The sequence below is a fragment of the Lysobacter sp. P5_B9 genome (assembly GCF_054049835.1).
Map to the genome: position 1 here is coordinate 591,449 of NZ_JBFULP010000001.1, position 17,670 is coordinate 609,118.

At 63.5% G+C, this 17,670-nt stretch carries 18 protein-coding genes and 1 pseudogene; 14 read left to right on the forward strand and 5 right to left on the reverse strand.

What is annotated here, in order from left to right:
* Positions 1-89 precede the first annotated feature (89 nt).
* Positions 90-1,007, reverse strand: a complete 918-nt coding sequence (locus tag ACXJJ9_RS02730; RefSeq protein ID WP_457095724.1) for a helix-turn-helix domain-containing protein — start codon at positions 1,005-1,007, stop codon at positions 90-92.
* A 225-nt stretch (positions 1,008-1,232) separates the two neighbouring features.
* Here ACXJJ9_RS02730 and ACXJJ9_RS02735 point away from each other — a divergent pair, with 225 nt between their 5' ends.
* The 11 genes from ACXJJ9_RS02735 (at position 1,233) to ACXJJ9_RS02785 (ending at position 11,717) form a co-directional block, all read left to right on the forward strand.
* The gene (locus tag ACXJJ9_RS02735; RefSeq protein WP_457095725.1) at positions 1,233-2,822 is read left to right on the forward strand and encodes an ATP-binding protein; all 1,590 of its coding nucleotides are present in this window, start codon (positions 1,233-1,235) and stop codon (positions 2,820-2,822) included.
* The gene (locus tag ACXJJ9_RS02740; RefSeq protein WP_457095726.1) at positions 2,798-3,433 is read left to right on the forward strand and encodes a response regulator; all 636 of its coding nucleotides are present in this window, start codon (positions 2,798-2,800) and stop codon (positions 3,431-3,433) included. Before ACXJJ9_RS02735 ends, ACXJJ9_RS02740 begins: the two co-directional genes overlap by 25 nt.
* A 94-nt stretch (positions 3,434-3,527) precedes the next feature.
* Positions 3,528-3,989, forward strand: a complete 462-nt coding sequence (locus tag ACXJJ9_RS02745; protein WP_457095727.1) for a response regulator — start codon at positions 3,528-3,530, stop codon at positions 3,987-3,989.
* A gap of 551 nt (positions 3,990-4,540) precedes the next feature.
* Complete coding sequence (locus tag ACXJJ9_RS02750) at positions 4,541-6,127, forward strand: arylsulfatase (RefSeq protein WP_457095728.1); 1,587 nt, start codon at positions 4,541-4,543, stop codon at positions 6,125-6,127.
* Positions 6,128-6,237: 110 nt separating this feature from the next.
* The gene (locus tag ACXJJ9_RS02755; protein ID WP_457095729.1) at positions 6,238-7,188 is read left to right on the forward strand and encodes a SphA family protein; all 951 of its coding nucleotides are present in this window, start codon (positions 6,238-6,240) and stop codon (positions 7,186-7,188) included.
* A 54-nt stretch (positions 7,189-7,242) separates the two neighbouring features.
* Entirely contained in the window at positions 7,243-8,031 is a 789-nt protein-coding gene (locus ACXJJ9_RS02760) for a transporter (protein WP_457095730.1), read from the forward strand.
* Positions 8,032-8,211: 180 nt separating this feature from the next.
* Complete coding sequence (locus ACXJJ9_RS02765) at positions 8,212-9,141, forward strand: HAD family hydrolase (RefSeq protein WP_457095731.1); 930 nt, start codon at positions 8,212-8,214, stop codon at positions 9,139-9,141.
* Positions 9,138-10,112, forward strand: coding sequence for a formylglycine-generating enzyme family protein (locus ACXJJ9_RS02770; RefSeq protein ID WP_457095732.1), 975 nt, complete (start codon positions 9,138-9,140; stop codon positions 10,110-10,112). Before ACXJJ9_RS02765 ends, ACXJJ9_RS02770 begins: the two co-directional genes overlap by 4 nt.
* 4 nt (positions 10,113-10,116) lie before the next feature.
* Positions 10,117-10,485, forward strand: coding sequence for a DUF1622 domain-containing protein (locus ACXJJ9_RS02775; RefSeq protein ID WP_457095733.1), 369 nt, complete (start codon positions 10,117-10,119; stop codon positions 10,483-10,485).
* Complete coding sequence (locus ACXJJ9_RS02780; RefSeq protein ID WP_457095734.1) at positions 10,482-11,009, forward strand: YidH family protein; 528 nt, start codon at positions 10,482-10,484, stop codon at positions 11,007-11,009. The genes ACXJJ9_RS02775 and ACXJJ9_RS02780 overlap by 4 nt, the downstream gene beginning before the upstream one ends.
* Positions 11,010-11,060: 51 nt before the next feature.
* Positions 11,061-11,717 (forward strand): MarC family protein, encoded by a 657-nt coding sequence (locus ACXJJ9_RS02785; protein WP_457095735.1) that lies wholly within the window; start codon positions 11,061-11,063, stop codon positions 11,715-11,717.
* A gap of 230 nt (positions 11,718-11,947) precedes the next feature.
* On the opposite strand, the pseudogene ACXJJ9_RS02790 reads toward ACXJJ9_RS02785, so the two are convergent.
* From ACXJJ9_RS02790 to ACXJJ9_RS02800, 3 genes and pseudogenes are all read right to left on the reverse strand, one after another.
* Positions 11,948-12,852: pseudogene (locus ACXJJ9_RS02790) on the reverse strand (SphA family protein).
* 99 nt (positions 12,853-12,951) lie between these two features.
* A complete protein-coding gene (locus ACXJJ9_RS02795; protein WP_457095736.1) occupies positions 12,952-13,845 on the reverse strand; it encodes a 3-hydroxyacyl-CoA dehydrogenase in 894 nt (297 codons plus the stop codon).
* A 59-nt stretch (positions 13,846-13,904) separates the two neighbouring features.
* Complete coding sequence (locus ACXJJ9_RS02800) at positions 13,905-14,213, reverse strand: GFA family protein (RefSeq protein ID WP_457096147.1); 309 nt, start codon at positions 14,211-14,213, stop codon at positions 13,905-13,907.
* On the opposite strand from ACXJJ9_RS02800, the gene ACXJJ9_RS02805 reads away from it, so the two are divergent.
* The 3 genes from ACXJJ9_RS02805 to ACXJJ9_RS02815 all read left to right on the forward strand — a co-directional run bounded on the left by ACXJJ9_RS02805 (position 14,101) and on the right by ACXJJ9_RS02815 (position 16,452).
* Entirely contained in the window at positions 14,101-14,484 is a 384-nt protein-coding gene (locus ACXJJ9_RS02805) for a hypothetical protein (RefSeq protein ID WP_457096169.1), read from the forward strand. The genes ACXJJ9_RS02800 and ACXJJ9_RS02805 overlap by 113 nt on opposite strands.
* 407 nt (positions 14,485-14,891) lie before the next feature.
* The gene (locus ACXJJ9_RS02810; RefSeq protein ID WP_457095737.1) at positions 14,892-15,677 is read left to right on the forward strand and encodes a CPBP family intramembrane glutamic endopeptidase; all 786 of its coding nucleotides are present in this window, start codon (positions 14,892-14,894) and stop codon (positions 15,675-15,677) included.
* 94 nt (positions 15,678-15,771) lie between these two features.
* Entirely contained in the window at positions 15,772-16,452 is a 681-nt protein-coding gene (locus ACXJJ9_RS02815) for a hypothetical protein (RefSeq protein ID WP_457095738.1), read from the forward strand.
* Between the two features lie 106 nt (positions 16,453-16,558).
* On the opposite strand, the gene ACXJJ9_RS02820 is transcribed toward ACXJJ9_RS02815, so the two are convergent.
* Entirely contained in the window at positions 16,559-17,611 is a 1,053-nt protein-coding gene (locus ACXJJ9_RS02820) for a LysR substrate-binding domain-containing protein (RefSeq protein WP_457095739.1), read from the reverse strand.
* Between the last annotated feature and the right edge of the window lie 59 nt (positions 17,612-17,670).

The window sequence follows — 17,670 nt, forward strand, 5'->3', positions numbered from 1 at the left end:
GCGGGATCGCGCCGTTCTGCTCTCTGAGCATGTGCCGATGCACGGCATTCGCGTTGATCGCTTCCGTGCGGACCAATCCGTGGCTACGTCTACTGCGGAATCCGACGCAACAAGGTCTCCGACGGAAGCTCACCGAAGAGGGAGCGATAGTCGTGGGCGAGGCGGCTGCCGTTCCAGTAACCATGCCGGGCGCCGATACCCGCCACCGAGTGTTTGATGGGGTTGGCTGCAATCAGGGCCCTGCGAATCCTGTGCAATCGGTGGATCTGCAGATATTGATGCGGCCCTATGCCGACCAGGTCGTTGAAGGCGGCGCGCAGGGTGCGCTCGCAGACGCCTGCGGCCCTGCACAGATCGTCGATTCGCACCTCGCGGCTCGCGCGCCGATTCATCAGCGATACCGCCTTGCTGAAGACCACCTCGCGGGAAACCGCAGGCCGCCCCTTGCCGGAGACACAGAGCGCCCCGCGGCCCAGCGCGTACCGCCAGATAGCCAGCAACTGCTCCTCCAGGATCCCGGAGAGCGGTTGCGTTGGAAGCGTGCCTGCAGCCTCTAGTGCGGCAAGCCGATCCAGCAGTTCAATGAGGGACGCAATCGTCGCGGGCTCGAGATCGAGGCTCCTGTTGACTCGAACACTGTCGATCCCGGACTGCAACAACTCGGCCGGAGCGGAGAGCGACAGCCATTGATTGGCGCTGTTCACCGCCGCCCGGAACTCTTGTCCGGGGGCGAAATGAATCACGCTCCGGTCATCCATCGGACGACCCAGCATCCGGTACCACTGCGGCGGCGAGCGGGGCACGAACAAGGTCGCCCATCCGTGCAGTACCGCGCCCGCATAGGCGCACGCGGCGCCTTCGGATACGAGCTGCACGAGGATGCGTTCGACACGGAACACCTGCGAGCGCCATTCGCCGCGTTCGGGTCCGGTCAGGTGATAGCGACCATCGAAACCGATGAGCTGGGCTTCGAATTCGTCGAAAGTCGCGCAGACAAGTTCGGGCACCGTCCCTATCCCTTCCAAAGCGACTTTATGCCGTTTTTTTGTACCGCCGCGCGTGAACGGGATGTAATGAATACGTGACGACAAGAAGAATCCAGGCCTGTGCGCATCGCGCACAAACGCACTGGAGGACGGGGGCGCACAAGGCGCTCTATTGACGGTAGCAGCGTCGGCACTGCCGGCCATCGCCATCAAGTACAAGGACGAAGCTTCGCCATGAGCAGGCACATGGTCGATTTTGAGAAGGCGGATTCCCAGCCGCATTCCCCTGGCGCCTCGCTTTGGAATGTGACGCTGCTCCTGCTATTGGGAGCGGGTTGTTACTTCGCACAATATGCGTCGCTCGCCTTGTGGCACGGGCCCGATGTGGCGCTGTTGTGGCTGCCCGGTGGCCTGGTGTTCGGCGCACTGGTCGTGCTTCCCAAATCCATGCAAGGGCAATGCCTGGTTTTGGCATCGATTGCTACCGCCTGCGTTGGACTGCCGGAAGGTTGGAATGTGCCCGCCGCTGCCTTGGTAATGCTGGCCGCCTGCCTGCTCACCGCGCATTTTGCAAACCAGTGGAGGACACACACCAGGGAATCATCGGGCTGGGACTTCGTTGACCTCCGGAGATTCGCCTGGCATGCATGGATCATCGCGACGGTCGTCGCCACGCCGGCGGCGCTGGTTCGCTGGAACGGGCGCTACCAGGATTTTGCGGAGGCATGGATAGTCGCGGCTTTCGCCATTGCACTGGGATATCTGGTGATGGCGCCGCCGATCATGGTCCTGGCCGGGAATGCATCGCCAAGGCGGCTTGGAAGAAGTGGAGTGCTGGCGGGGCTATTGGCCTTGCTGGGAGTCGCACTGCTGTCGTCGTTTCTCTGGTCGATGCTCTCCCGCTGGTACGAATTACGCCTGCCTGTTTCCGTCGTGCCCATGGCCATCCTGTTCTGGATGGCGGCCCGTTTCGGCATGCGCGGAGCCTGTGCGTCCATCCTGGCCATCTCGCTCGCACTCGTAACTTTCAGTCTCTTCGCACCCATCGCCGTCGCGCCTTCGCTGGCAGGCAGTTTCAGCCTTCAGGTCTGGCTGCTGCTGGTGGTATCGGCTACATACGTCATCGGCGCCTTCGCAGATGAGCGCAATCGTCTGTCGAGGGAAGGCGAGGCGGGGCACGAACAGGCACTCGACCTGGCGGGGCGACTGATCGACGTGCAGGAAGCAGAGCGTGCCCGGATATCACGCGAGCTCCATGACGACATCAGCCAGAAGCTGGCGTCACTCTGCATCGCCACCAGCGCTCTCAGGCGCATGAGCGAAGGAGAGATGCGCGTCGGCGTCGGCAAGCTCAAGGATCAGCTCGCATGCCTGTCCGGCGATGTGCGGCGCCTCTCCCACGACCTGCACCCGGATGTGATCCGGCATGCCGGAGTGGTCTGCGCGCTCAGGTCCCTGTGCCTGGAGCAGCATTCAACGAACGGCAGGAGTCTTGAGCTGGACATGGATGAAACATTGCAGATCCCCGGACAGGCCAGCTTGTGCCTGTACCGGGTGGCGCAGGAGGCACTGCACAACGCATCGAAGTACGCGAACCACCGGACGATGCGACTCACCTTGCATCGCTGCGGTGATTCGGCCGAATTGACGATTGCCGACGATGGGCGCGGCTTTGATCCCGATTCGCCTACCGCCAAGCGTCACCTCGGCCTGATCAGCATGGAGGAACGGGTCCGGCTGGTCGGCGGTACCTTCCGCCTTGTTTCCAGTCCCGGTGAGGGGACAACTGTTTTCGCAAAGGTGCCGCTGCCATGCCAAACGAATACAGCAGGCTGAAGATATTGCTCGCCGAGGACCACCGCGTCGTGGCCGAGGGGCTGGAGCGCCTGCTGCTCGAATGTTTCGGATCGGTGGAAGTCGTCGGCGAAGGCCAACAGCTGCTCGATGCCGTGCAGGCATCGTCCCCGGACGTCATCGTTGCAGACATCAGCATGCCGGGGGTAAGCGGGTTGGAGGCTCTCAGGAGCCTGCGCTCGGTTGGCAACATGACGCCATTCCTGATCCTGACCATGCACGATGCCATCGGTTTCGTGGAAGAGGCACTGCATTGCGGTGCCAACGGCTACGTGCCCAAGCACGCGGCGGGTGAGGAGCTGGTGCGGGCGATACGCGAGGTTGCCTCGGGTGCCACCTATGTCTCGACATCGCTTTCGCATGGACTGCTCAGCAACCGCCTTATCAAGAGCACGCGCCTGACGCGCCGGCAGCTCGACGTGCTCAACGGCCTGGCCAAGGGCTACCGGTCCAAGCAGATCGCGGCAGAACTCGGGATCGCCACGCGGACGGTCGAAACGCACAAGTACGCCATGATGCAGGCCTTCGGCGTCCACAACGGAGTCGAGCTGGTCCGGGCCGCGGAGCGCAATGGTCTCATCGAGCCTGCGTAGATTTCCTTACCCCGCGCTGCGCAACTTTTCGGTGTCGCCGCGGCCCTGCGAGCCATAAGGTCTAGCTGTCCAGGAATCGGCGGCAGGCTGGCCAATGGGTCGTTGGAGCGTGGTAGTGGCTGAAGACCATCCCGCGGTGGCTGATCAACTGCGCCAGCTGCTCGCGCACGATTTCGAGGTAAGGGCGGTCGTCGCGGATGGGCAGGCCCTGGTGGATGCCGTGCGGAAGTTCTCGCCCGACGTAGTGGTGACCGACATCTCGATGCCGAAAATGGACGGCATCGACGCAGCAAGGATGATCCTGCGGACCAATCCGCGGAGCCGCGTGATCCTGCTGACGGTCCACAACAACCTCAACCTGGTGAGGGAAGCGATGCTGGCGGGATGCAGCGGCTATGTGCTCAAGAGTTCCGCCGGCGAAGAACTGTTGCCTGCGATCAGCACGGCGCTGCAGGGCGGCACTTTCCTGTCGGCCGAACTGGGGCCGGCGGAGGTACTCGACGAACTGAAGCGCAGCTGCGCTCGGATGGCCGAATATCAAGCGCTCGGCGACTAGGTCTGAGTGGGTATGCCGATTCCGGGCGGGCGGAGCCGCAATGCCGGTTGGCACGCAGCGAGGGGCCCTGAGCTTCACCGGAGAGCCAAAAAACCTCCACCGAGAGGCTCCGAGCCTCACCGGAGAGGCAAAAGGCCTCGACCGAGAGGCTCCGAGCCTCACCGGAGAGGCAAAAAGCCTCAACCGAGAGGCTCGGGACCTCACCGGAGAGGCAAAAAGTCTCGACTGAATGGCCCGGGAGGTCATCGGTGAGTAAAGGAGCCTCAGTCGAAAGGCTCCGAGCTCCATCGCAAGGGCAAAAAGTCTCATCGCTGAGACTGCGAGCCTCAAAGCCGAGGAAGGGGAATGCGGTTGCGCCTGACCAGCGCCCTGACGCCTAAGTAGCTTTACCGAAGCGAGCTACGCGCTTTTGTCGATGGCAGCCGATGGTGCACGCCGTAGCCTAGGTACACGCCTTCCGTCTCTCCCTTCTTCACGCAAGGGGGGCGAACGCTGCAACACCAGATTCCGCGAATCCGCACCTCCCGCTTCCCCCCGCACAGGAGTCCGAGATGAGCCCGCAAGCCGCAACAAAGAAGGCCCCAGCCAAGCAGGGGGGCGCGAATTCCAAACAGCCCAATATCCTGGTGATCTGGGGCGACGACATCGGCATCAGCAACCTGAGTTGCTACAGCGACGGCCTGATGGGCTATCGCACGCCCAACATCGACCGCCTCGCCAACGAGGGCATGCGCTTCACCGACTCCTACAGCGAGCAGTCCTGTACCGCGGGCCGCGCCTCATTCATCACCGGCCAGAGCGGCTATCGCACCGGGCTGACGAAGGTCGGCATCCCGGGATCGCCGATCGGCCTGGCGGCGGAGGATCCGACGATCGCCGAGCTGTTGAAACCGTTGGGCTACGCCACCGGCCAGTTCGGCAAGAACCACCTGGGCGACCTCAACAAGTTCCTGCCGACAGCGCACGGCTTCGACGAATTCTTCGGCAACCTCTACCACCTCAATGCCGAGGAAGACCCGGAGGATCCGGACTATCCGTCGGTGAAGGACTTCCCCGAGTTCAAGAAGAGCTTCGGGCCGCGCGGGGTCATGCGCAGTTTCGCCACCGACAAGGACGACCCGACCGAAGAGCCGCGCTGGGGTCGGGTCGGCAGGCAGAAGATCGAGGACACCGGACCGCTGACGCGCAAGCGCATGGAAACCTGCGACGACGATTTCGCCGCCGCGGCGGTGGACTTCATCAAGCGCCAGCACAAGGCGGGCAAGCCGTTCTTCTGCTGGGTCAACTTCACCCATATGCACCTGCGCACGCACACCAAGCCGGAAAGCCTGGGGCAGGCGGGCCGCTGGCAGTCGCCGTACCACGACACCATGATCGACCATGACAAGAACGTCGGCACGATCATCGACGCGCTCGACGAACTCGGCCTCGCCGAAGACACCATCGTCATCTACAGCACCGACAACGGGCCGCACATGAACACTTGGCCCGACGGCGGCATGACCCCGTTCCGCAGCGAGAAGAACACCAACTGGGAAGGCGCGTTCCGCATCCCGGAGATCATCCGCTGGACGGGCAGGATCGAGGCCGGCGTGGTGTCGAACGAGATCGTGCACCACCACGACTGGCTGCCGACTTTCCTCGCCGCCGCCGGCGAACCCGACATCGTCGAGAAGCTCAAGAAAGGCCACAAAGCCGGCGACAAGACCTTCAAGGTGCACATCGACGGCTACAGCCTGCTGCCCTACCTGACGGGCGAGGTCGACAAGAGCCCACGCAAAGGCTTCATGTACTTCAGCGACGACGGCGACATGGTCGCGTTGCGCTTCGATAACTGGAAGATCGTGTTCCTGGAGCAGCGCTGCCCGGGCACCCTGCAGGTGTGGGCCGAACCCTTCGTGCGGCTGCGCACGCCGAAGTTCTTCAACCTCCGCACGGATCCGTACGAACGCGCGGACATCACCTCGAACACCTACTGGGACTGGTACATGAACAAGGCCTACTTGTTGATGGCCGCGCAGAAGGTCGCGGCCGACTTCATGTCCTCGTTCAAGGCCTTCCCGCCCCGGCAGAAGTCGGCGAGCTTCACCGTCGACGTCGCAGTTGACGAAATGCACAAGGCCGCCGCGGGAGGGTGATGGGAAAGCGCCGTGGCGATGCGAGTTGCGCTTCGCCACGGTGCAAAGCGGTAACGCATGACGGCGCACGCGGCGGCGGCTTCCGTCGTCGCCAACCGAGGATCGCCACCATGATGAAACGTGCACTCGTGACCCTGGCGCTCTGTGCGCTGTCCGTGACCCCGGCCCTGGCCTCGGAAGGTGCCTTGGGCCGCCCCATCACCGGCCTACAGGGAACCTCGTTCGCCGGCGTGGTGCCTCCGACTCCAGGCTGGAGCCTGGGACTGTCCTACGCCTACTACGCGGGAACGGTCAGCGGCCAACGCGAGTCGCCGCTCCCTGGTGGCGGCAGTGCGCTCGGCCTCGAAGTAACCGCCCAGCTCTTTTCCATCACCGGGATCTACGTCTGGGATACGGGAGAGGGCCGCTGGAACTTCGCGTCGGTCGCCGTCGTGCCATTCGCGAAAATGGACGCCGAGGTCGATTTGCGGATCGGCTCGGTCAGCGGCAGCGGCAGCGTCAGCGACAGCGACACCGGCTTGTTCGACATGGCGTTCGTGCCGGTAATCGCCAGCCGCCATTTCAGCGCAACCCAGCACTTGTCGCTCGCGCTCTACATCTTTGCGCCGACTGGCTCCTACGAGGAAGGCCGACTGGCCGAGCTCAGCCTCAACAATTGGACCTATTCGCCGACAGTGGGTTACACGCAACTGTTCCAGAAAGGCTCGCTCGAATTCAGTGCGTTGGCAGCCGTCGATTTCTACACCGAGAACCATGCGACCGATTACCAGAACGGCGCGGTGTTCCGCCTCGATTCCCTGCTGGTCAAGCGCTTTTCGAACGGGTGGGGTGTTGGCGCGGCCGGGGGCTGGATCGAGCAGCTCCAAGACGACGATGCCGAGATCGCCGACCGTCTCGACGGCTTCAAGGGCCATTCGCTCGCGCTCGGGCCCGTCGTGACCTTTGCCAAGAAATGGGAAGGCGGGCAGGTCGAGTTCTCGGCGCGGTGGCTGCACGAGTTCGATGTCAAGAACCGCTTCTCAGGCGATCCCTTCCTGCTGTCGGCCAGCATCCAGTTCTGAGCCGCGAGGTGACCGCATGGCCGCAAGCCATCAGGACTGCACAGGAGCCGGACGATGAAGCGCATCTTTGTGATCGCGCTACTCGTGCTGGCCGCGCCCGTGGCCCGGTCGCAGGATGCCGACGAGCTGGCCAAGCAGCTGTCCAACCCGGTCGCTTCGCTCATCAGCGTGCCGTTGCAGTACAACGTCGACTTCAACATCGGCTCCGAAGACGGCACCAGGCATTTCCTGAACATCCAGCCGGTCATTCCGACTTCGATCTCGGAGGATTGGAACCTGATCACGCGCGTGATCGCGCCGGTGATCTACCAGGACGATGTGCTCGCAAATTCCGGCAGCCAGTTTGGTCTCGGCGACATCACCCCGACCTTCTTTTTCTCACCGAAGAAACCAACCGCTGCCGGCTGGATCTGGGCCGTGGGCCCGGTGTTCCTGTTGCCGACCGCTACCGATGATCTGCTCGGCGCCGAAAAATGGGGCATTGGCCCCAGCGCGCTCGTGCTGAAGCAGACCAAGGCCGGCTGGACGTATGGCGTGCTGGTCAACCACATCTGGTCGGTGGCCGGTGAGGGCGATCGCGCGGATGTCAGCAGCACGTTCCTGCAGCCGTTCCTGGCCAAGGGTTTCCCGGGTGGACGCACGCTCTCGTTCAACTTCGAATCGAGCTACGACTGGAAGGGCGATACCTGGAACGTGCCGATGAATATCGGCTACTCCAAGGTAACCAAGGTCGGCAGCCAGCTCCTGAGCCTGCAGGGTGGCCTGCGCTACTACTTCGAAACCCCGGGCGACGGTCCGGATTGGGGCGTGCGCTTCACGCTCACGCTGCTCTATCCCCATTGAGCATGCCTGTCGATGGAACTGCCCCCCATGCACTTGCCGTCCATACGCCATTTCACGCACCGCTACGTCCTGTTGCTGATGCTGATGTTGGGCGCGGTGGCCGCCTGCACGTCCCGGCAAGGTGCCACGGACGTGGCGGGAGAGGGCACACGGGCCACGAAACCAGCCACGGAGAACCCCATGACCGCGGTACTTCCGAGTTGGAATGACGGCCCGAGCAAACAGGCCATCTTCGACTTCGTCACCAGGGTGACTCGGGAAGGTGGACCGGATTACGTGGCGCCGCCCGAGCGGATCGCCGTGTTCGACAACGACGGCACGCTGTGGACCGAGCAGCCGATGTACGTCCAGCTCCAGTTCGCGCTCGACCGGGTCAAGGCACTCGCCCCGCAACATCCGGAGTGGAAGCAGCAGGAACCGTTCAACCACCTGCTCGCGGGCGACATGGAGGCATTCATGGCCGGTGGTGAAAAGTCGCTCATGACCCTCATCGCCACCACGCACACCGGCATGACCACCGAGGAGTTCAGCAACACCGCGGGCGACTGGATCGCCAGCGCAAGGCATCCCAAGACCGGCCGGCCCTACACCGAAATGGTCTATCAACCCATGCTCGAACTGCTGGCCTACCTGCGTGCGAACGGCTTCAAGACCTTCATCGTCTCCGGCGGCGGTATCGAGTTCATGCGTCCGTGGGCGGAGCGTGTCTACGGGGTTCCGCCCGAGCAGGTCGTCGGCAGCAGCGGCAAGCTGAAGTTCGAACTGCGCGATGGCAAGCCGGTGCTGGTGAAGCTGCCGGAGATCAACCTGGTCGACGACGGGGCGGGCAAGCCGGTCGGCATCCAGACCCACATCGGCCGCCGCCCGATCGCCGCGTTCGGCAACTCCGACGGCGACCTGCAGATGCTCGAGTGGACGATGGCCGGTGACGGCCCGCGCTTCGCGCTCCTGGTCCACCACACCGATGCCGACCGCGAGTGGGCTTACGACCGCGACTCCCACGTCGGCCGCCTCGACAAGGCACTGGTCGAGGCGCAGGCGAAACATTGGGTCGTCGTGGACATGAAGCGCGACTGGAAGATCATCCATCCGGCCGAGGTCTCGCCATGAATGTCAGCGTCGAAGTCACGGTAGCGCCGGCGGAAGCCCCGTATCCGGAGATGGTCTGGATTCCGGGCGGTACCTACCGCATGGGCTCGGACCACCACTATCCGGAGGAAGCGCCGGCACACCGGGTCCGCGTCGATGCTTTCTGGATGGATGTCGCACCGGTCACCAACGCGCAGTTCCGGCGCTTCGTCGAAGCCACTGGCCACGTGACGTTCTGTGAGATCCCGCCGGATCCGGCGCAGTACCCCGGCGCGTTGCCGGAGATGCTGCGCGCCGCATCGGTGGTGTTCGTGCCGCCGCCGCACCGCGTCGACCTGCGCGACCATTACCAGTGGTGGCAGTTCGTTCCCGGCGCCGACTGGCGGCATCCGCAGGGCCCGGGTAGCTCGCTGGAAGGCCGCGACGACCACCCGGTCGTGCACGTCGCCTACGCCGACGTCGAGGCCTACGCGCGCTGGGCCGGCAAGTCCTTGCCGACGGAGGCGGAGTGGGAGTTCGCCGCGCGCGGCGATTGCGGCGACAGCGAATACGCCTGGGGCACGGAACTGGCGCCGGAAGGCGTGCATCGGGCCAACACCTGGCAAGGCGAATTCCCGTGGCGGAACCTCACCGAAGACGGCCATGTCGGCACCTCGCCCGTCGGTGCATACCCGCCCAACTGCTATGGGCTGGTCGACATGATCGGCAACGTCTGGGAATGGACCGGCGACTTCTACAGCCCCCGGCATCCCGAGGAAAAAGCCAAGGCCTGCTGCATTCCCAGTAACCCGCGCGGTGCGACGGAGGAAGGTAGCCATGACCCGCAGCAACCACTGCGCATCGCACGCAAGGTGATGAAGGGCGGCTCGCACCTGTGCGCGCCGAACTACTGTCGCCGCTACCGCCCGGCGGCACGGATGGCGCAGCCGGTAGACACGTCGACCTCGCACCTGGGCTTCCGCTGCATCGTTCGCAGTGGAGCGTCGGAGTGAATCCATGGAAACGTACTTCCGCGAACTGGCCGGCTATGTCGCGCTCGCGCTGGAAGCACTGTCGGTGCTGATGATTGCACTCGGCGGTGTCGAGTCGCTGTTCCAGATACTCATGCCGATGGCCAGGCACACGGCCACCCAGGGAGCGCGCCGCACCGCGTGGCTGACCCTGGCGCGCTGGCTGGTGCTCGGGCTCGAGTTCATGCTCGCCGCGGACATCGTCCGCACCGCAATCGCGCCCAGCTGGGACGACATCGGCCAGCTCGCCGCGATCGCGGTGATCCGTACCTTCCTCAACTATTTCCTGGAACGTGACCTCGAGGCGGCGATGGAAACAAGCGCCGTGGTCGAGCATCCGGCGGAGGCGCCATGAGTACTGACAAGAAAACCGGCAGGGGCCGGGTCGAACCATTGCCGGACGACGTGGCCAAATCCATCGAAGGCAAGGACAGCGGCACCGCGTCGACCTTGTTGTCGACCCACAGGACGCAGTTGTCGGAACACCGCACTGACCTGTCGGAACATCGGACCGGCTTGTCGGACCTGCGCTCGCACCTTTCCAACGAACGAACGCACCTGTCGTACCTGCGCACGGCCATATCGATGATCGGCTTCGGCATCACCTTGAACCGCTTCAGCATCTACCTGCGGCAGAACCATGCGCTGGCCTCCGACCAGACCGGTCCGATGTTGCGCGATGCGCAGAATGCGGGCTCGGGCATGGTCGTGCTTGGCCTGGTGTTGATCCTGTGGTCGCTTTACCGTTACTGGCGCGTCAACCAGGACATCAAGCGCGCGCAGTTCGTGCCGCGCGACAAGGCCGTCATGGCGTTCACGTTCCTGTTGATCCTGCTGGGAACCACCACGGCCTTGTGGCTGTTCGCGGCCAAGACCTGACACCTCCCGTCGACGTCGGAGTAGTCCATGCAAACGTCATTGCTGCTCCTCATGCAGGCGGCCATCGCCGTGGAAAGTCCCGCCACGCGGCCGCATTACGTATTTGGCGCACCGGAGATATTCACGTTCCTGTTCGTCATGCTCGGCCCGCTCAAGCTGCTGGGCGCGTTTGCCCAGGCGACGGCCACGCTGCCCGCCGCGCAGGTGCGCGCGCTTGCCGTGAAGGCGACCGTGATCGCCACCGTGTCGGTTGTCCTTGGCGGCTTCATCGGCGCTGCAGTCATGGGCAATTGGAAGATCGATTCGTTCATTCTCGAAATTACCATCGGACTGGTCCTCTTCCTGGTCGCGTTGCGGCTGGTCATGCAGCAATACGAAGCCCCGGCGCCGTCGTCCGCGACCGCGACCGCGCCGAGCGCGCCCCCGGCGGTGATGCATATCGTGTTCCCGATGCTGCTGACGCCCTACGGCATTGCCGCGGTGATCGTGCTGTTGGCGCTGAGCAAGGATTCCGCGCGCATTTTGCTGGTCCTGGGGATCGTGCTGGCGATGATGTTGCTCAACCTGCTTGGGATGCTGTCTGCCCACTGGATCATGCGAAGGGTGGCGCTTCCCTTGGGCATTCTCGGGGCCATGCTGGCGGTACTGCAGGTGGCATTGGCGCTGCAACTGATTTTCGAAGGGTTGCGGGGTCTGCACGTCATATAGCGCCAGCATTGGTCCTGCCGCGCGAGCTGCTGCGGGCCACCTCAGGCAATGATCGAAAACAGCTTGCCCAGGAAGTCATCGACTGACATCGTGATCAGTACCACCGGCAACATGGGCGCCGCCGCGGCAATCGCGAAAGCAACTAAGGCTGCCATTGTCCGCTTTCGGCCAGAAGCGGACAGAAGGCCGAGCAGGCTGCCGGACCAAAGCAGACATTTTCGACTTCGCCGCTACGGCTTCTGCGGCGCGCTCAGCGGAATCGCCAGCGCGACCCAGACGTTCCAACCCTCTGGACGATTCCTGGCGCTGAACTCGTAAAAGCCCTTCAAGTTCAGGTACCACAACTGCTGGCCGACCGGGTAAAAGTGGCCCAGCTGCGGGCCAATGCCCGCGACCCGGGATTTAAAGTCGCCAAGCGACGCACCGTCACCGCTATCGCCAGTCAGGCGGCCCAATCGATATGCGCATCGATGCCGTTCTGGTAGTCGGTGTCCGGGTTCTCGAAGTTGTAAGTGAAGCCGAGCGCGGCGGAGAACTCGTTCTTCTTGTCGAAGTAGGTGTAGCCGCCACCCACGTCGATCGCTGCGTGTCCGCTGCCGACATTGGCAAGCCGATCCGGCTGGTAGGCGCCTACAGGCGCGCCCACCATGGCGTAGGCCATGGTGTTGTGGACACCCTGCGTCCACTTGATCGATCCGAGTCCGTAGAGGTCGCCGCCCGCGGTCAAGGAGTCGACCTCCGAACCGGACAACGTGCCGCCGTTGGGACCGGTCAGCGTGGCATCGATGTCGACCTTCACGCGCCCGAAGACACCGGTCACCGCGAGCGCGGCCTGTCCGCCTAGCACGGGTTCGGCAAAGATGTAGTTGGGGGCAAGGAAGAGAAGATCGGCCTTCGCATCCAGGCCAGCGGTGATGCGGCCGCCGCGCGGAAAGCTCCTGTCGCCACCTGCATCTGCAGAACTGTGGAAATAAACCGCGCCCAGCGACCAGCCCGGCGATCCGGGAACCGAGGCGAGGCTGCCGAACTGCCCCGGCAGCCAGAAGCTCACGCCGCCCTCGTCGGCGGAAGCGGTCGGTGTTGCGCTGAGACCCGCGCAGGCAAAGACCAGTGCGAGAGCGATCCGGCGATTCATCGCGAGCTCCTATGGTCGTCCGGTCGTCAGCAGTAGGCGATCCATGGCGCCGTATACAGGAACACCATCCTAGCAATTCGACGTCGGCATACGCGCCGATCAGCGCAGAAAGTCCGCTGCTTGATACGCCGGATTCGGATACTTGTAGAAGCCTTCTCCGGTTTTTACGCCCAGCTTGTTCTTGTCGACAAAGTGCGCCTTGAGGTACTCCGCATTCTTCTTGAGTTGCGCATCGTTTCTCTCTTCTCCCCAATAGTGTGCGACGTGATACATGGTCTCCAGGCCGACGATGTCCATCAGCGCGCAAGGACCGAGCGACTTCAGGCAGATCATCCAGGTCTTGTCGATGTCCTCCACCATCGATACGTCATTGGCGAGCAGCGACAGCCCGGCCATCATCCCGGGAATCGACAGCGAGTTCATCACATAGCCGTTCTGCTCCTTGGACAGGAGGATGGGCACCATCCCGATGGCTCTGGCGAACTCGACCACGCGCTTGTAGATTTCGGGATCTGTACCAGGATGCCCCATCACCTCTGCGGCGTTGCGTTCCCAAATCTCATTGGCAAAGTGCAGCGCCAGAAATTGCGCAGGACGTCCCGTCGCTTCGGCGAACTGGCTCGGCAGCAGGGTGGACGTGTTGGTCGTGAAAATCGTATGCGCAGGGCAATATTTGTTGAGCAACCCGTACACGTCCGCCTTGATTTTCGGGACCTCGGGCACCGACTCGCTCACCAGATCGGCGTCCCGACTCGCTGCTTCGAGATCAGTCGTGTAGGAAATGCGCGCGAGTGCCGCATCCATCTCCGCTTTGCTCTTGCCGCGTTGGGCGACGAACATATCCGCGAGCGTGCGGTGGGTGGCGCGACAAGCGTCCAGCGACTCCTGGCGCAGGTCGTACATGGTGGTGTCGAGGCCATGCGTCGCACATTGAAATCCGATCTGCCCGCCCAGCGTTCCCGATCCGACGATCAGAACCTTTCTGATATCCATCGTTCTCTCCAGAGTCGTCGATAGCCTTTCTAATTACTCTGACACTGCCGAACCGACATCTATTGATGATGTCCCAGTGGCATGGGCAGGGCCGAGACATTCATCGCCCACGGATGCGCGTACTGCTCAAAGCCGGAACCCATCGGCGGCCGAAACGTGTTGTCGGCAAAGGCGCCGACTCTCACGCCCGTCCGCGCGGGGTCGGACTTCCGGAAGTAGTAAACGGTCGACCCGCACTCAGGGCAAAAATGAGACGTGACCACGTCAGCTGGACTATTGGCGATCCCGTTGCTGCCGGCGCAGGTGCGATACGGAACCGGTGTTGCGCCATCGAAGATCCACGCCTTAGATTTACCTTCGATCCTCACCTGCTCGTTCGGGAATCTCGCCTGGACCGAGAACACACGCTGCCCGTCGATCGGGTCGCTCATCCAGACGCAGGGCATCGGCGATCTTTACCGCATCTACTCCGTTACACAGCGGGACGAGGTGGACTACAACCTTGCCTACATTCCGGAAGCCTTCAACGCACCGCACAAGGAGGAGTTCGACACGGAGTACATGCGCGCGCTGTTCAAGCTTGGCTACGAGCAAGCATCGAAGGGTTATCCGTGGGCGAAACAGCCGCCCGGAATGTGATCCCGAACGCCCGCCTAGTAGTGCCGATCAACGGCGATGGTCCGATGCCCGGGGCAAGCCGGCATCTGGGGCCGCTCTTCACGGTCCTGCCAGTTAGCCGCCATGCGCATCGGTATGGTGGTTGCGCTGTGGAAGACCAACGAGCTTCTGCCCCATTGTCGTGTTGCTGCTGTTGATCACCTGCGCCGCGGTTCCCACGATGCTGGAAGTTGAGGTCCTATGAATGGATATGCTCAACGGCGGGAAGTTCCTGCGCTGCTAAGAAGCGTTGCCATCCACAAATTCGCAACGACCGCTTTGGGTCGTAAGCAGTCGTTCGCACGAGGTCAGCTCTCGGCAAGAAGCAGCCGTCAAGGATCGGCGCGCACGGTCGGTCGCGGTACTCTCTACCCCTAGCCGGTCAGCCGATGGCCGTGCTCTCCTTTGGCGGCGGTGTCGGGGACATCAACGTGACGGATGATCGCCCAACGACGACGGAGAAGGGCTCCACGAGCTCGGGCGGTGCGCCGGCCGAGCCAGTATCCGGCGACAGCTTCGCCGCGGCTCTACGCGGCTTCGGACCGGCTGGTATGGCCGCGGTTCTTCTTATCGTCCTTTCCGGCAATGTCTTCGTCGGCCCTGTCGTGGTGCCATTGGGCGCCGTCTTGGTGCTGTTGTGGGCCCGGTGGTCGCGGACACCGTGGCATGAGATCGGCTACGTTCGGCCCAGGAGCTGGATCGGCGGTCTGGCCATCGGGATCGTGCTCGGCGTTGTGCTCAAACTCCTGATGAAAGCCGTTGTCATGCCGCTACTCGGTGCGGACCCGATCAATCATGCGTATCACCACCTGGCTGGGAACCAGGCGATGCTTCCCGCTGCCGTGTGGGCCATGTTCGTGGCGGGTTTCGCGGAAGAGACCGTGTTTCGCGGGTACCTCTTCGAACGGCTGGGAAAGCTCCTGGGATCCCGCCTCGGCGCAAGGATCGCAATCGTGATGATCACGTCAGCATGGTTCGGCCTAAGCCACTATGCCGACCAGGGGCTGTCGGGGGCCGAACAAGGATTCATCGTCGGCCTGATATTCGGAACGGTCTTCGCGGTCACGGGCCGGATCTGGATGCTGATGTGCGCACACACCGCGTTCGACCTCACTGCACTGGCGATCATCTTCTGGGATATCGAAACCGAGGTTGCTCGATTCTTTCTCGAATGACGACTCAGGGGCCGTATTCGGCCACAAGCAACCGTTCGTGCATAACCTCAGATGGCTTCAGGAACCGCCCTCCGTCCATTCATCCGAGATCCGAATGACGGCCCTGCAGTTGCAAAGCCAACTCACCTGCCCACATTGCGGGCACCAGAGCGTGGAGACCATGCCGACCGAGGCTTGTCGTTTCTTCCACACCTGGGCGCTGGGTGTGGAAGAGACCGGCCAGGGGCTGCAGGAACTGATGCTGCGATTGCAGTTGGCCCGGAACGCACGGACCGAAGCGGGAGTGTTGGCGCGGCGCCACCCCAACGCGGGTGACCGGGTACAGGGTTCCCTGGCGCTCACCGCGGTTCAGGCAGCACTTCGCAATGGCGATGCCGGCACGGCGCGTTACTGGTTGTCGCGATCGCCGATGCAGGGCGCCACGACATCGTGGGATGTGGCCCGTGCGCTGGTAGCCCAGAGCGAAGGGCGCGCCGAGCACGCCTTGCAGATGGCACGCCAGGCGCGGGCCGGCGCCGAACGCATGGGCAGTCCGGACGATCGGGTCCGGACGGGGCTGCTGCAGGCGAGACTGCTGCTGGATCGGGGCCAGCCCGATGCTGCCGCGGCCGTGCTCGGCGACCTGGATGCTTTCGCCGCTTCGGACTACCGCGTGGCATGGACGACACTGGCGCTCTTTACCGGGCGCTGGGTGATCCGGGCATGGCCGCCAATGCCCTCGGGCGTGCAGACACTGCGCGGCGAACGGGACATCGCCGTAGAACCGGTGTTGTAGCGCGCCAGTGGTCTGCGCGATCCCATGTCGCGGCTCGCGCATCGCCCGGGTGCAACGGCGCGACCCTAGGGGTCGCGCCGTTTGCTGTTGGCAATCGCCGCGGCGATCAGACCAGGGCGAGATCCTCTTCCGAGCCTTCCTCGCTGCTTGCCGGGACTGCCGCGGGGGCGCGCTTCTTCTTGCTCGCGCTGCCCTCGGCGGTGGCCCGCGCCTGTTCCTGCTGGCGCTGGAAGATGGGGCAGAGCTCTTCCATGTAGTTCGCGTCGAAGTTCAGGCGTTCGACCAGGAAGTCGACGAACGCGCGCACCTTCGGTGACTGCACCATGCCGCGCGGGAACACCGCGTTGAACTCGTATTCCGGGCCGGTCCAGCCGGCGAGCACGCGCTGCACGAAGCCGTGTTCGGCCAGCGGCTTCATCATCACGTCGGCGGCCAGCATCAGGCCTTCGCCGCAGAGCAGGGCGCCCTTGAGTGCGCCGTAGTCGTTGGCGACGAAGATGGGGTCGATGCGGTAATCGCCGGCGCGCTCACCATCGTCCAGTGTCCACACGAAGCCGTTGCCGTTGCGCCGCGCCTTGTTCATGGCCAGGGTCGCATGGTGTTGCAGGTCATCGGGGTGCAGGGGCTCGCCGTGGCGCTTGATGTATTCCGCGCTGGCGAACACCTGCGTGCGGAATACGGCGAGCCGGCGTGCGACGAGGTTCGAATCGGGCAGGTTGCCCACGCGCAGGGCGACGTCGATTTCCTTGTCGATCAGATCGAGGGGCTCGTTGCTCAGCAGCATCTCCACGCGCACCTCGGGATGGCGCGCGTGGAATTCGCCCAGTAGTGGCGCGATCTTGTCGATGCCGAGCGAGTAGGGTGCAGTGAAGCGCAGCCAGCCGCGCGGACCACTTTGCAACTGGCCGACGGCGCTCTCGGCTTCGTCCAGCTCGCGTGCAATGCGCTGGCAATGTTCGAAGTAGATATTGCCGGCCTCGGTGAGCCCGAGCTTGCGCGTGGTCCGGTGCAGCAGCTGCGCGCCCAGGCGCGTTTCCAGCTCCTGCACCTTGCGGCTGACGGTGGTCTTGGGAAGCCGCAGCGAACGCGCCGCGGAGATGAAGCTGCCGTGTTCGACGACCTTGACGAAGATCAGGGTGTCGTTGAGATCGCGGGTCATGGGGGGGCGACTCCGGTAAGGCTCGGGCCAATTGGACCGATTCCGGGACAATTATTCCC

Excerpts from the sequence above, each read along its gene's own strand:
- ACXJJ9_RS02760 (WP_457095730.1), top strand. The coding sequence starts at position 7,243 with ATGAAGCGCATCTTTGTGATCGCGCTACTCGTGCTGGCCGCGCCCGTG.
- ACXJJ9_RS02820 (WP_457095739.1), bottom strand. The coding sequence starts at position 17,611 with ATGACCCGCGATCTCAACGACACCCTGATCTTCGTCAAGGTCGTCGAA.
- ACXJJ9_RS02735 (WP_457095725.1), top strand. The coding sequence starts at position 1,233 with ATGGTCGATTTTGAGAAGGCGGATTCCCAGCCGCATTCCCCTGGCGCC.
- ACXJJ9_RS02745 (WP_457095727.1), top strand. The coding sequence starts at position 3,528 with ATGGGTCGTTGGAGCGTGGTAGTGGCTGAAGACCATCCCGCGGTGGCT.
- ACXJJ9_RS02765 (WP_457095731.1), top strand. The coding sequence starts at position 8,212 with ATGACCGCGGTACTTCCGAGTTGGAATGACGGCCCGAGCAAACAGGCC.
- ACXJJ9_RS02810 (WP_457095737.1), top strand. The coding sequence starts at position 14,892 with ATGGCCGTGCTCTCCTTTGGCGGCGGTGTCGGGGACATCAACGTGACG.
- ACXJJ9_RS02815 (WP_457095738.1), top strand. The coding sequence starts at position 15,772 with ATGACGGCCCTGCAGTTGCAAAGCCAACTCACCTGCCCACATTGCGGG.
- ACXJJ9_RS02795 (WP_457095736.1), bottom strand. The coding sequence starts at position 13,845 with ATGGATATCAGAAAGGTTCTGATCGTCGGATCGGGAACGCTGGGCGGG.
- ACXJJ9_RS02740 (WP_457095726.1), top strand. The coding sequence starts at position 2,798 with ATGCCAAACGAATACAGCAGGCTGAAGATATTGCTCGCCGAGGACCAC.
- ACXJJ9_RS02780 (WP_457095734.1), top strand. The coding sequence starts at position 10,482 with ATGAGTACTGACAAGAAAACCGGCAGGGGCCGGGTCGAACCATTGCCG.
- ACXJJ9_RS02755 (WP_457095729.1), top strand. The coding sequence starts at position 6,238 with ATGATGAAACGTGCACTCGTGACCCTGGCGCTCTGTGCGCTGTCCGTG.
- ACXJJ9_RS02750 (WP_457095728.1), top strand. The coding sequence starts at position 4,541 with ATGAGCCCGCAAGCCGCAACAAAGAAGGCCCCAGCCAAGCAGGGGGGC.
- ACXJJ9_RS02785 (WP_457095735.1), top strand. The coding sequence starts at position 11,061 with ATGCAGGCGGCCATCGCCGTGGAAAGTCCCGCCACGCGGCCGCATTAC.
- ACXJJ9_RS02770 (WP_457095732.1), top strand. The coding sequence starts at position 9,138 with ATGAATGTCAGCGTCGAAGTCACGGTAGCGCCGGCGGAAGCCCCGTAT.
- ACXJJ9_RS02775 (WP_457095733.1), top strand. The coding sequence starts at position 10,117 with ATGGAAACGTACTTCCGCGAACTGGCCGGCTATGTCGCGCTCGCGCTG.